Source organism: Streptomyces sp. NPDC111802 (assembly GCF_055634335.1).
Genome location: NZ_JBVKCZ010000022.1, coordinates 126,525 through 141,021, shown reverse-complemented (window position 1 = coordinate 141,021; position 14,497 = coordinate 126,525). Strand labels below are relative to the sequence as shown.

The following is a 14,497-nucleotide window of genomic DNA, read 5'->3' as shown; positions in this document are numbered from 1 at the left end:
CCTTTCCTCGGTGGGAGACCGGTGGGGAGTCGCGACCGGTTCAGCGGTCGGTGGGTCGGCCGATCTCGCTGTCGATGAAGGCGATGAGGTCTTCGGCGCTGGCGGCGCCGATGCGTTCGCGCACGTCGTCGTCCGCTTCCTGCCGTTCGCCGGCGTCGTCGGTGATCCGGGCGAGCAGCGCACGCAGCCGGGCTGCGGTGCCGGTGCGGACGGCCGGGTCGAGGCCGTCCGCGGCGAGCGCGGTGGCCAGGGCGGTGTCCAGGCGGTCGAGTTCGGCGTGCAGGGCGCCAGCGGGTGGAGTCGGGCCGCGGCCGAGCCGCTCGGCGAGATGCTCGGCGACGGCCTGCGGCGTGGGGTGGTCGAAGACGAGGGTGGCGGGGATGCGCAGCCCGGTGACGGCGGCGAGCCGGTTGCGCATCTCCACCGAGGTCAGGGAGTCGAAGCCGAGCCGGGAGAACTCCTCCTCGGCGCCGATCTGTTCGGGTGTGTCATGGCCGAGCACGCTCGCGGCCTCGGCCCGCACCAGGTCGGTGAGGTGCCGGGTGCGCTCCTGCGGGCGCAGTCCGTCGAGGCGGGCGGTGAGTTCGGCGGCTCGGTTGCGGCCCGCGGCGGTGCGGCGTCCGCCGATCAGCCCGCGAAGGACGGGCGGCACCGGTCCGGCGAACGGCAGTGCCGCGCCGGCGCGGGCGGCGGTGCGCATCAGCACGGGCCGGGCGTCGTCGCGTGCGGTGGCCGCGTCGAACAGGGCGAGGCCCAGCTCGGGTTCGAGGGGCGGGGTGCCGGAGCGGTTCATGCGCCGGATGTGGTCCTCGCTCAGTCCGCTGGTCATGCCGGAGCCGTGCGCCCAGGGGCCCCAGGCGAGGGAGTGGCCGGGCCGTCCGGTCGCGGCGCGGTGCTGGGCGAGGGCGTCGAGGAAGGCGTTGGCGGCGGCGTAGTTGGCCTGGCCGGGGCTGCCGACGACACCGGCGGTGGACGAGTACGTGACGAAGGCGTCCAGGTCGAGGTCCAGGGTGGCCCGGTGCAGATGCCAGGCGGCGTCGGCCTTGGGCCGCAGGACGGCGTCGAACCGGTCCGGGGTGAGAGCGTCCAGGACACCGTCGTCGAGGATGCCGGCGGTGTGGACAACGGCGCTCAGCGGGTGCTCGGCGGGGATGCCGGCGACGAGGGCGGCGACGTCGTCCGGTTCGCCGACGTCGGCGGCGGCCAGGGTGACCTGGGCGCCGTGGGCCGCGAGTTCGTCGCGCAGTTCCACGGCTCCGGGGGCGTCGGGGCCGCGCCGGCCCGCCAGCAGCAGGTGCCGTACGCCGTGCGTGGTGACCAGGTGCCGGGCGAGGACGCGGGCCAGGCCACCGGTGCCGCCGGTGATCAGCACGGTGCCGTCGGCGCGCCAGCGTGCCGGACCGGCGGCGGGCGTGGTGGCGGCGTCGGGCACGCGGGCGAGCCGCGCCACCCGCACGCGTCCGTCGCGCACCATGAACTGCTCCTCGTCGGTGTCCGGCAGGGCGGGCAGCACGGCCGTGGAGGACGCGCCGCCGTCGACGTCGACGAGGAGGAACCGGCCGGGGTGTTCCATCTGCGCGGACCGCACCAGGCCCCAGACCGCCGCGGCGGCCGGGTCGGTGACCTCCTCGCCGTGGGGTGCGACCGCGCCCCGGGTGACGAACACCAGGCGGGTGCGGGCGAACCGGTCCTCGGCGAGGAACTCCTGCATCAGCGTCAGCGCGCGGTGCGTGAGCTCGTGGACCGCTCCGACGGCGTCGTCGAGTCGGCCCGCGAGCGGGACGGCGATCGTCCGCGTCCGCGCGTCGTCACCTTCTCGCAGTTCGGCTAGGGACTTCACTGGTACTCCCAGCGAGTCAGGGGTGACGGCGAGGTCGGTGTCGCCGAGGACGTACCAAGGGGCGTCGGCGGTGGCCGCCGGGACGGGACGCTCCTCCCAGTCCAGGTGGAACAGGGAGGTGCGCAGGTCGGGTCCGGCGGCGGGGGCGTCGGCGCGGCGCTCCGCGGGGCGCAGACCGACGGCGCGGGCGGTGAGCACGGGCGCGCCGGAGGGGTCGGCGGCGACCAGTTCGCGGGTGTCGCCACTGCCGGTCAGCCGGATCCGCAGCTCGGTGGCCGATACGGCGTGCAGGGACACCTCCCCCCAGCGTGCGGCGAGCAGCCGCTCGGGCTCCGTCTCCTCGGGCCCGGTGACGAGGTGCGCGGCGTGCAGGGCGGCGTCGAGGAGTACGGGGTGCAGTCCGAACCCGGCGTGTTCTCCGGCCTCCTTGGGCAGCGCCGCCTCGGCGTACAGGTGGTCGCCGTGCCGCCAGGCGGCGCGCAGGGCGCGGGCGGCGGGGCCGTGCTCGACACCGGCGTCGGCGAGCCGGTCGTACAGGTCGTCGACGGCGAGTTCGGTGGCGTCGGGCGGCGGCCACTGGCCGGCGGCGAACCGGGTGCTGTCCGGTGCCGGGGCGGGTTCCTCGGGGGTGAGCCGGCCGTGGGCGTGCTCGGTCCACTCGGCGTCCGGCTCGCTGGTGGGCCGGGTGTGGCACCACACGGGCCGGTCGCCGTCGTCGCCCGGGGCACCGATACGGAGCTGGAGTTGGAGCGCGCCCCGGTCGGGCACGGTCACCGGCTCGGTGAGGGTGAGTTCGGCGACGCGCGGTGTGTCGACCCGGTCGCCCGCTCGTACGGCGGCCTCCAGGAGGGCGGCGCCGGGCAGCCGGACCGCGCCGTCCACGGCGCTGCCGTCGAGCCAGGGGTGCAGGGTGCGCGAGAGGGTGCCGGTGAGCACCAGTTCCCCGGCCCCGGCGACCGGCAGTGCGGCGCCGAGCAGGGGGTGGTCGGTGGCGGCGAGTCCGAGTCCGGTCGCGTCGGCCGAGCGCAGCGACGCGGTGGGCCACAGCCGGCGCCGTTGGAAGGGATAGGTCGGCAGGTCGGGCAGTCGCCGGGCGCCCGTGCCGGCGTACAGGGCGGTCCAGTCGACGGTGACGCCCTCGACGTGCAGGGCGGCGAGCGCGCTCACCGTCGCTGCCTCCTCGGGGCGGTCGCGGCGCAGCAGCGGGACGGCGACGGCGGCGTCGGGCGCGAGGTCGGCGACGAGGGAGGTGAGGCCGCCGTCGGGGCCGAGCTCCAGGAAGGCGTCGGCACCTTTGCCGGTGAGCGCGCGGACGGCGTCGCCGAAGCGGACCGTTTCGCGCAGGTGCCGGACCCAGTACTCGGGCGAGGCGAGTTCGTCGCCGGCCGCGGCCCCGGTGACCGCGGAGACGAACGGGATGCGGGGCCGGTGGTGGGTCAGCGTGGCGGCGACGGACCGGAAGTTGTCCAGCATCGGGTCCATCAGCGGGGAGTGGAAGGCGTGGGAGACCTCGAGGCGGCGGGTGCGGCGGTCGCCGAGCCGGGCGAGCACGGCCCGCACGGCGGACTGGGCGCCGGACAGCACCAGCGCGGAGGGGCCGTTGACGGCACCGATGGCGACCTCGTCGGTGAGGAGCGGCCGTACCTCGTCCTCGGTGGCGGCGACGGCCACCATGACACCGCCGGGCGGCAGTTCACCCATCAGACGGGCGCGGGCGGTGACCAGGGCGCAGGCGTCGTCCAGGGTCAGGATGCCCGCGACGTGCGCGGCGGCGATCTCGCCGACCGAGTGTCCGGTGACGTGTTCCGGTGTCACACCCAGGGAGGCGACGAGCCGGTGCAGGGCGACCTGGAGCGCGAACAGGGCGGGCTGCGCGTGCTCGGTGCGGCGCAGCGCCTCGGGGTCGTCGCCCCAGACGATGTCCCGCAGGCCGGGCGGGAGATGGGTGAGGACCTCGTCGAAGGCGTCGGCGAACACCGGGAAGCGGGCGTGCAACTGCCTTCCCATGCCCGGTCGTTGGGTGCCCTGTCCGGAGAACACCAGAGCCGTGACGCGTTCGGTGGCGGTGCCTCGCACACTCTCGCCGTCGGCGAGGAGCACCGCGCGCCGGGCGAGGGCCGAGCGGGCGGCCAGGGAGCGGCCCACGTCGAGCGGGTCGCGACCGCGTGCCCAGTCGGACAGCGCGTCGATGTGAGCGTCCAGGGCCTCGTCGGTGCGGGCGGACACCGGCCACGGGGTGAGCGAGGGGGTCAGAGCGGGGGTCTCCGGCTCCGGCTGGGGTGCGGCCTCCAGTACGACGTGCGCGTTGGTGCCGCTGATCCCGAACGCGGAGACGGCGATGCGCGCCGGCCGACCCGTCTCGGGCCACTCGGTGGTGTCGGTGAGCAGGGACAGGGCGCCGGAGGACCAGTCGATACGGCTGGACGGCGTCTCGGCGTAGAGGGTGCGCGGCAGTCGGCCGTGGCGCAGCGCGAGCACGGACTTGATGACGCCGGCGACTCCGGCGGCGGCCTGGGTGTGGCCGATGTTGGTCTTCACCGAGCCGAGCAGCAGCGGCCGTTCGCGGTCGCGGCCGTAGGTGGCGAGCAGGGCCTGGGCCTCGATCGGATCGCCGAGCCGGGTCCCGGTGCCGTGTGCCTCCACCGCGTCCACGTCGGCCGGGCTGAGCCGGGCACTGGCGAGGGCCTGGCGGATGACGCGCTGCTGGGCGGGCCCGTTGGGGGCGCTGAGCCCGTTGGAGGCGCCGTCCTGGTTGACGGCCGAGCCGCGCACCACGGCCAGCACCTCGTGCCCGTTGCGCACCGCGTCCGACAGCCGCTCCACGACCAGCATGCCGATGCCCTCGGACCACACGGTGCCGTCGGCGTCGTCGGAGAACGCCTTGCAGTGGCCGTCCGCCGCGAGGCCGCCCTGGATGCTGAAGCCGACGAAGCTGACCGACGTGGTCATCACGGTGACGCCGCCGGCCAGGGCGAGTTCGCACTCGCCGCCGCGCAGCGCCTGGGCGGCCAGGTGCAGTGAGACGAGGGAGGAGGAGCAGGCGGTGTCGACGGTGAGGGCCGGGCCCTCAAGGCCGAACACATAGGCCAGCCGGCCGGAGATCACGCTGGCGGCGAGGCCGGTGCCGAGGTGGCCGCCGATGTCCTCGCGGGCGCGGGTGGCGAGGTGGACGTAGTCCTGGCCGTTGGTGCCGACGAAGACGCCGGTGCGGCTGCCGCGCAGCGCGTCGGGGTCGAGTCCGGCTCGTTCGAAGGCCTCCCACGACGTCTCGAGGAGCAGCCGCTGCTGCGGGTCCATCGCGAGTGCCTCGCGGGGGCTGATACCGAAGAAGGCCGGGTCGAAGTCGGCGGCGTCGTACAGGAATCCGCCGCGGGTGGTGGCGCTGCTGCCGGGGCCGGTGCCGTGCAGGGTGTCGAGGTCCCAGCCGCGGTCGTCCGGGAAGGGGCCGGTGCCGTCGCGGCCGGCGAGCATCAGCTCCCAGAACTCCTCGGGGGTGCTGACGTCGCCGGGGAATCGGCAGGCCATGCCGACGATGGCCAGCGGCTCGTCCTGGGCCGGGCGCGCGGCCGGTGCGGTGGTCCGGTCGGCGGTGGTGTCGTCGAGCAGTTCGGTCCGCAGCTGGGCGGCGAGCCGGCGCGGGCTCGGGTAGTCGTAGACCAGCGTGGCGGGCAGCTGGAGTCCGGTGGCGGTGGACAGGCGGCGGCACAGCTCCACGGCGGTGAGCGAGTCCATGCCGAGCCTGCCGAACTCGTGGTCGGGGTCGATCTCGTCGCGGTCCCGGTGCCCGAGCACGACGGCCGTCTCGGCGCGTACCAGCCCCAGCAGGTGCCGCTTGCGCTCGTCCGGGCCGAGGGCGGCGAGCCGCGCGACGAGCCCGTCACCGGAAGCGGGGGCCGATTCGGCGCGGGGCGCGGGCGGGGCGACGGGGCCGCCGTCGGGCCAGTACCGCTGCCGCTGGAAGGGGTACGTCGGCAGCTCCACTCGGCGTGCTCCGGTGCCCGCGGCCAGGGCGCGCCAGTCGACGGGGACGCCGGCGACGTGCAGCGCGGCCATCGCGCCGACCACGGCCTCCTCCTCGCCCCGGTCGCGGCGCAGCATCGGGGCGGCGACGGTTTCCCGCGGTCCGGTGGTCAGGATGAGGCCGCTGAGCACGCCCGCCGGGCCGACCTCCAGGAAGGCGCCGGTGCCGGCCGCGCGCAGGGCGTCCACCGCGTCGGCGAACCGCACGGTCTCCCGGGCGTGCCGCACCCAGTACTCCACCGAGCGCAGTTCCTCCGGCTCGGCGAGCCGGCCGGTGAGGGCCGACGCCACGGTGAGCCGGGGTGCGTGGAACTCCAGCCCGGCGAGGGCCTGCCGGAAGTCGTCCAGCATCGGCTCCATGAGCGGGGAGTGGAAGGCGTGGCTCACGGCGAGCCGGGTGTGCCGCCGCTCGCCGAGGGACGACACGAGGGCGGTCACCTCGTCCTCGGCTCCGGAGACGACGACCGCGGTGGGGCCGTTGACGGCCGCGAGGGAAACGCCGTCGGTGAGCAGCGGCCGTACCTCGTCCTCGCTCGCCTCGACCGCGACCATCACGCCGCCGGGCGGCAGCGCCGCCATCAGCCGGCCCCGAGCCGCGACCAGCGCGCAGGCGTCGGCCAGGGAGAGGACACCGGCCACGTGGGCGGCGGCCACCTCACCGACCGAGTGCCCGGTGACATGGGCGGCGGTGACGCCCCACGACTCCAGCAGCCGGAACAGCGCCACCTCCACGGCGAACACCGCGCACTGCGCGTGGTCCGTGCGGTTGAGCAGCGCCTCGTCCGTGCCCCACATCGCGTCGTGGACGGCGGTGTCGAAGTGGCGGAGGACCTCGTCGAGGGCGGTGGCGAACTCCGGGAAACGGGCGTGCAGTTCGCGTCCCATGCCGAGGCGCTGACTGCCCTGGCCGGGGAAGACGACGGTGAGGGGGCGGTCGGCGGCCAGGCCGCGGGCGAGTTCCGTGGTGCCGTCCGCGTGGAGGACGGCACGGTGTTCGAGGTCGGCGCGGCCGGCCAGGGTCCAGGCCACGTCGCGGACGTCGAGCCCGACGGCGGCCGACCGGATCCGCTCGATCTGGGCGTCGAGGGCCGCCTCGGTCCGTGCGGAGATCACCCACGGCAGCGCGGGCGCGGCCGTCGGGCGGCCCGATTCCGGTGCGGTGGGCGGCTGTTCCAGGAGGACGTGCGCGTTGGTGCCGCTGATGCCGAACGAGGACACACCCGCGCGGCGCGGGCGGCCGGTGTCCGGCCAGGGGACGTTCTCGGTGAGCAGTTCGACCGCCCCGCTCGACCAGTCGACGTGCCGGGACGGCGGGTCGGCGTGCAGGGTGCGGGGCAGGACGCCGTGCCGCATGGCCATCACGGTCTTGATGAGTCCCGCGGCGCCCGCGGCGGCCTGGGTGTGGCCGAGGTTGGACTTCACCGAGCCGAGCAGCAGCGGCCGTCGGCGATCCGGGCCGTAGGTGGCGAGCAGGGCCTGGGCCTCGATCGGGTCGCCGAGCGTGGTGCCGGTGCCGTGCGCCTCCACCGCGTCCACGTCGGCCGGGCTGAGCCCGGCGTTGGCGAGGGCCTGGCGGATGACCTGCTGCTGGGAGGGGCCGTTGGGTGCGGTGAGGCCGTTGGAGGCGCCGTCCTGGTTGACGGCGGAGCCCCGCACCACGGCGAGGACCTCGTGCCCGTTGCGTACGGCGTCCGAGAGCCGCTCCACGACGAGGACGGCCACGCCCTCGGACCACCCGGTCCCGTCGGCGCCGTCCCCGAAGGCCTTGCAGCGGCCGTCGGTCGCGAGCCCGCCCATCCGGGAGAACCCGGCGAAGCCCACCGGCGTGGACATCACGGTCACCGCTCCGACCAGGGCGAGTCCGCATTCGCCGCCGCGCAGCGCCTGCCCGGCGAGATGCAGGGCGACGAGGGACGACGAGCAGGCGGTGTCGACGGTCAGGGCCGGGCCCTCCAGGCCGAACACATACGCCAGCCGGCCCGAGGCGACGCTGGTGTTCAGGCCGGTGGTGGCGTGGGCCTCGACGTCGACGGAGGACTGCATGACGAGGGTGCCGTAGTCCTGTCCGCTGAGCCCGACGAAGACGCCGGTGCGGCTGCCGCGCAGGCTGTGCGGGTCGAGGTCGGCCCGTTCGAGTGCCTCCCAGGCGGTCTCAAGGAGCAGCCGCTGCTGTGGGTCGGTCGCCACGGCCTCGCGCGGGGAGATCTCGAAGAACGCCGCGTCGAACTCGCTCGCGCCGCGCAGGAATCCACCGGTCACCCCGTCGGCCGAGGCGACGCCGGTGTGCTTCTCCCAGCCCCGGTCGTCGGGCATGCCCGAGATGGCGTCGCCGCCCGCCGTGACGAACTCCCACAGCTCTTCCGGCGAGGTGATGCCGCCGGGATAGCGGCAGGCCATGCCGACGACGGCGAGGGGTTCGTCCAGGGCACCCCTGCCGGACGCGGCCGGGGCGACGGGGGCGTCGCCGACGACGCCCTCCTCGACGAGTTCGCCGAGCAGGTGGACGGCGAGGCGGCGCGGGGTGGGGTAGTCGAAGACCAGGGTGGCGGGCAGTTGGAGGCCGGTGGCGCCGGCCAGCCGGTTGCGCAGTTCGATCGCGGTCAGCGAGTCCACGCCGAGTCTGCGGAACTCGACGTCGGCGTCGACGGCCTCGCTGGTGCCGTGACCCAGTACGCCCGCGGCCTCGGCCCGTACCAGTTCGACCAGATGGCGGCGCCGCTCGTCGGCGGGCAGCGTGGTGAGCCGGTCGACGAGCGCGCCGCGCGTGACGGTCCCGCCGCCCGCGGTACGCCGTCCGGGCCGGACCAGGCCCCGCAGCAGCGCGGGCACCGCGGCGGACGGAGGCAGGGGGGCGCCGCCGACGGGCAGCGGCGCGAGGGCGGCCGCGTCGGTGACCAGCGCGGCGTCGAACAGGGCCAGGCCCTGCTCGGCGGTCAGCGGCGGCAGCCCGAGGGCCGAGGTGCGCCGCAGGTCGCGCTCGGTCAGGTCGGCGGTCATGCCGCCGCCGTCCTGCGCCCAGCCGGGCCAGCGCAGCGACAGCGCGGGCAGCCCGTGGGCCCGGCGGTGCTCGGCGAGCGCGTCGAGGAAGGCGTTGGCGGCGGCGTAGTTGGCCTGGCCGGGGCTGCCCATCAGACCGGCGGTGGACGAGTAGAGCACGAACGCCGACAGGTCCAGGTCGCGGGTCTGCTGGTGCAACTCCCGGGCCACGTCGGCCTTCGGCCGCAGCACGGTGTCGAGCCGGTCCGGGGTGAGGGCGTCCAGCACGCCGTCGTCGAGGACGCCCGCCGTGTGGACGACGGCCGTCAGCGGGTGCCCGGCGGGAACGGCGGCCAGCAGGGCGCGTACGGCGCCGGGCTCGGTGAGGTCGCAGGCGACGAGGCCGACCTCGGCACCGTGCGCCACGAGTTCGTCGCACAGCTCGCGGGCGCCGGGCGCGTCGGGTCCGCGACGGCCGGCGAGCAGCAGATGCCGTACGCCGTGGCGGGTGACGAGATGGCGGGCGAGCAGGCTGCCGAGGCCGCCGGTGCCGCCGGTGATCAGGACGGTGCCCTCGGGATCGAGGGCGGGCGGGAGGGTGAGCGCGAGCTTGCCGGTGTGCCGGGCGAGGCTCATGAAGCGGAACGCCTCGGCGGCCCGCCGCACGTCCCAGGTGCGCACCGGCAGGGGCCGCAGGGCGCCGTCGGCGAACAGCGCGTTGAGCGCGGTCAGTATCCGCCGGATGCCGTCGGGTTCCACCCAGCCCAGGTCGAAGGGCTCGTAGCGGACGCCGTCGGGAATGGCGTCCGCGGCGCGCAGATCGGTCTTGCCCATCTCCAGGAACCGGCCGCCCGGCCCGAGCAGCCGTAGCGAGGCGTCGACGAACTCACCGGAGAGCGCGTTCAGGACGACATCGAACCCCTCCCCCGCCGCCGTGGCGAACCGTTCGGCGAAGCCGGTGTCGCGCGAGGAGGCGATGTGGTCGTCCGCCAGGCCGAGTTCGCGCAGCACAGGCCACTTCGGCTCACTGGCGGTGGCGAACACCTCGGCGCCGAGATGCCGGGCGAGCTGGACGGCCGCCATGCCGACGCCACCGGCGCCCGCGTGCACGAGGACTTTCTCACCCGGTCGCAGTCCGGCGAGGTCGACGAGGGCCCGGTAGGCGGTGAGGAACACCAGCGGCACCGAACCGGCCGTCTCCCAGGACCAGTCGGCGGGCACGTCGGTCAACTGCCGTTCGTCCACGACGACGTTCGGCGCGAAGCCTCCGGCGACCATGCCCATGACCCGGTCGCCCGGCCGCCACAACTCGGCCTGCGGCCCCACCTCGACGACCACACCGGCCGCCTCCGAACCCAGCAGTCCGGCCTCGCCCGGGTACATGCCGAGCGCGCTGAGCACGTCCCGGAAGTTGATCCCGGCCGCCCGCACCGCGACCCGAACCTGACGCCCCGTCAACTCTGACTGTTCACACGGCGTCAGCGCGAGCCCGTCCAGGCTCCCTCGGTCGGTCACGTCCAGTCGCCACGGCCCGCTCAGGGGCGGGACCAGCGTCGCGCCCGCCCCACGGGCCAGCCGTCCGACCCGCACCTCCCCGTCCCGCAGGACAGCCTGCGGTTCGTCGCCGTCGAACAGGGCGGGCAGGGCCGGCAGCAGCGCCGCGGAAGCCTCATCGGTGTCCACCAGCACCATCCGGCCGGGGTTCTCGGCCTGCGCGGACCGGACGAGTCCCCATACGGCGGCGGCGCCCAGGTCGGTCACGTCCTCGGCGTCGGTCGCCGCGACAGCGCCCCGCGTCACCAGCAGCAGCCGGGACCGGCGGAAACGGTCCTCGGCGAGGAACTCCTGCAGCAGGACCAGCACTTGGCGGGTGGCGGCGCCGGGACCGAGTCCCGCCACCGGGACGACCAAGTGGCGCGGAGCACGCTCACCCGGCAGCGCCTCCAGCGTGGGGACGTGCGTGGCTCCGTCCAGGTGGGCGGCGAGCCCGAACGGGTCCTCGCCGACCAGGGCCCAGGTGCCCTGCGCGACGGACGGCACCTCATGGTTCTGCCACTCCAGGCGGAACAGCGACCCGGCCGGGTCGGGCCGGGCGGGCGCGGTGGCGTCGTCCGGCGCGGCCCGCAGAGTGAGGCCGGCGACCGAGACGACCGGGGCGCCGTGCGCGTCGGCCGCCTCGACCACGACGGTGTCCGCTCCCGTGCGCAGCAGCCGCGCCCGGAGCAGCCCGGCTCCCGAGGCGTGCAGGGTCACATCACGCCACTCGAACGGCAGCAGGCGTTCGGCGTCGTGGTCCAGGGCTGCCGCGTGCAGTACGGAGTCCAGCAGGCCGGGGTGGACTCCGTACTCGCCCGTGTCGCGGACCTTGGGGTCCAGGGCGATCTCCGCGAACAGTTCCTCGCCGCGCCGCCACAGGGCGCGCAGCCCGCGGAAGGCGGGGCCGTACACCAGGCCGGAGGCGGCGTAACGGTCGTAGCGGTCCGCGATGTCGACGGGCCGGGCGTCGCGCGGCGGCCACTCGCCGGCGTCGAAGCGCGCCGGTTCGGCCGGGTCGGGGGCGAGCCGTCCGGTGGCGTGCAGGGTCCAGGGTGTCTCGGGCCGGTCGGCGGGGCGGGCGTGGAACCACAGCTCGCGGTGCCCGGTCCCGTCCGGTCCGCCGACCTTCAGCTGGACCTGGACGGCGCCTTCCTCGGGCAGCACCAGTGGTACCGCGAGGGTCAGTTCGGCGACGCGGGCGCAGCCCGCCTGGTCCCCGGCGCGGATCGCCAGTTCCAGGAAGCCGGTGCCGGGGAAGAACACCATGCCGCCGACGCGGTGGTCGGCCAGCCAGGGCTGTGCGGCGGTGCAGAGCACGCCGGTGAGCACGAGGTCGTCGGAGCCCGCCACCAGCATGGCGGCACCGAGCAAGGGGTGCCCGACGGCTTCGAGTCCCGCGCCGGACACGTCCACGGCATGGGCGCCGCCGGCCGGCCAGTACCGTTCGCGTTGGAAGGCGTAGGTCGGCAGGTCCACGCGGCGGGCGCCGGTGCCGGCGAAGAACGCGGCCCAGTCGACGGCGACACCATGGACGTGCAGCGCCGCGAGACCGGTGACCAGCGTGGTCTCCTCGGCCCGGTCCCGGCGCGACAGGGGCTGCACGACGGCCCGTTCGGGCAGACAGGCGCGGGCGGCGGCGGACAGCACGGCGTCCGGGCCGACCTCCAGGAAGGCGGTGGCCCCGGCATCCGCGAGCGCGGTGACGCCGTCGGCGAACCGCACGGTCTCACGGACGTGCCGCACCCAGTACTCCGCCGAGCACAGCTCCGCCGGCTCGGCGATCCGGCCGGTCAGCCCGGAGACCACGGCGAGTTGCGGGGCGTTCCAGGCCAGCCCTGCGGCGACCTCGCGGAAGTCGTCGAGGATCGGGTCCATCAGCGGCGAGTGGAAGGCGTGGCTCACCGCGAGCCGGGTGAGCCGTCGCTCCCCCAGCGCCGCGAGCACGCGCTCCACGTCCTCCTGGGAGCCCGAAAGCACCAGGGCGCGCGGGCCGTTGACCGCCGCCACCGCCACGCCGGGCGTCAGCAGCGGCCCTACCTCGTCCTCGCCGGCCTCGACCGCGACCATGACACCGCCCGGCGGGAGGGCCGCCATCAGCCGGCCGCGCGCGGCGACGAGGGCGGCGGAGTCGGCGAGGGACAGCACGCCCGCGACATGGGCGGCGGCGATCTCACCGACGGAGTGTCCGGCGACGAACTCGGCGCGCACACCCCACGACTCCAGCAGCCGGTACAGCGCGACCTCTACGGCGAACAGCGCCGCCTGAGTGTGGTCCGTACGGTTCAGCAGCGCGTCGTCCGTGCCCCACATCACCTCGCGCAGGCCGGGCTCGAAGCAGTCCAGTGCCTCGTCCAGCGCGGCCGCGAACACCGGGAACCGGGCGTGCAGTTCACGGCCCATACCGAGCCGCTGGCTGCCCTGCCCGGAGAACAGCAGGGCCGGCTTGGGCCGGCCGGTGAGCTGTCCGTGGACGGTGCCCGGGCCGGTGGGGTCGGCCGGAAAGGGGGCGTGGTCGTCGGCGTCGGCGACCACGGCGGTGCGGTGGCCGAGGGCGGCGCGGGTGACGGCGAGGGAGTAGGCGATGTCGAGGGGGCGCGGGCCGTCCTCGCGGGCGAGGTGGGTGCGCAGCCGTTCGGCCTGGTCGCGCAGGGCGGCCGGGGTGGCCGCGGACAGCAGCCAGGGCAGCGCGCCGGGTGTGCGCTCGGGTGCCGCCGGCCCGGGGTCGGCGGCGGGCGGGGCCTGTTCGAGGATGACGTGGGTGTTGGTGCCGGTCACACCGAAGGAGGAGACGCCGGCGCGGCGCGGCTGGCCGGTGTCGGGCCAGGGCCGCTCGGTGCCGAGGACCTCGACCGCGCCGGAGCTCCAGTCGACGAGGCGGGTGGGGGTGTCGGCGTGCAGGGTGGCCGGTGCGATGCCGTGCCGGATCGCCATGACGGTCTTGATGACGCCGGCGACGCCGGAAGCGGCCTGCGCGTGGCCGAAGTTGGACTTCACGGAACCGAGCAGCAGGGGCCGTTCGCGGTCCTGGCCGTAGGTGGCGAGCAGGCTCTGCGCCTCGATGGGGTCGCCGAGCGGGGTTCCGGTTCCGTGTGCCTCGACGACGTCGATGTCGGCGGGCGTGAGGCGGGCGGCGGCGAGGGCGGCGCGGATGACGCGCTGCTGGGACGGGCCGTTGGGGGCGGTGAAGCCGTTGGAGGCGCCGTCCTGGTTGACGGCGGAGCCGCGCACGACGGCGAGGATCTCGTGCCCGTTGCGCTCGGCGTCGGACAGCCGCTCCAGCAGCACCACTCCGGCGCCCTCGGCCCATCCGGTGCCGTCGGCGCCGTCGCCGAAGGCCTTGCAGCGGCCGTCCCGGGCCAGCCCGCCCTGCCGGCTGAACTCGATCAGCGGTCCCGGCGTCGCCATCACGTTGACACCGCCGGCCAGCGCCAGGCCGCTCTCGCCGCCGCGCAGCGACTGGCAGGCCAGATGCAGGGCGACCAGGGACGAGGAGCAGGCCGTGTCGACGGTGAGCGCGGGGCCCTCCAGGCCCAGCGTGTAGGAGAGCCTTCCGGAGAGGGCGCCCGCGCCGATGCCGCTGCCGACCTCGCCGTCGGCGTCGGCCAGGGAGCGCAGCACCAGATGGGCGTAGTCCTGGCCGTTGGTGCCCATGAAGACGCCGGTGCGGCTGCCGCGCAGGGCGGTGGCGTCGAGACCGGCGCGTTCGATCGCCTCCCAGGAGATCTCCAGGAGCAGACGCTGCTGGGGGTCCATGCGCTGCGCCTCGCGCGGGGAGATGCCGAAGAACGCGGCGTCGAAGTCGGCGACACCGTCGAGGAAGCCGCCACGGGTGCTGAGTTCGTGGCCGTGCTCGTCGACCCCGGCGGTGCGCAGCGCGGTGAGGTCCCAGCCGCGGTCGGCGGGCAGCGCGGACACCGCGTCGGTGCCGTCGGCGACGAGCCGCCACAGGTCCTCCGCGGAGCGCACGCCGCCCGGGTAGCGGCAGCCGATGCCGATGACGGCGATCGGCTCCGCTGCGGCGGCGACCAGTTGCCGGTTCTTCCTGCGCAGGCGGTCGACGTCCTTCATGGCGGCCCGCAGGGCGTGGACGACCTGCTCGCTGGGCGTCGTGGTCATGACTGGCTC

Annotated in this window: 1 protein-coding gene; it reads right to left on the bottom strand. The window is 75.5% G+C overall.

Translation table 11 applies throughout. The features are described from left to right. Positions 1-40: 40 nt before the first annotated feature. Complete coding sequence (locus ACZ7NC_RS24560; protein WP_471491243.1) at positions 41-14,488, bottom strand: SDR family NAD(P)-dependent oxidoreductase; 14,448 nt, start codon at positions 14,486-14,488, stop codon at positions 41-43. Between the last annotated feature and the right edge of the window lie 9 nt (positions 14,489-14,497).

Bases quoted from the DNA above. Each gene is read 5' to 3' on its own strand.
- ACZ7NC_RS24560 (WP_471491243.1), bottom strand. From the start codon at position 14,488: ATGACCACGACGCCCAGCGAGCAGGTCGTCCACGCCCTGCGGGCCGCC.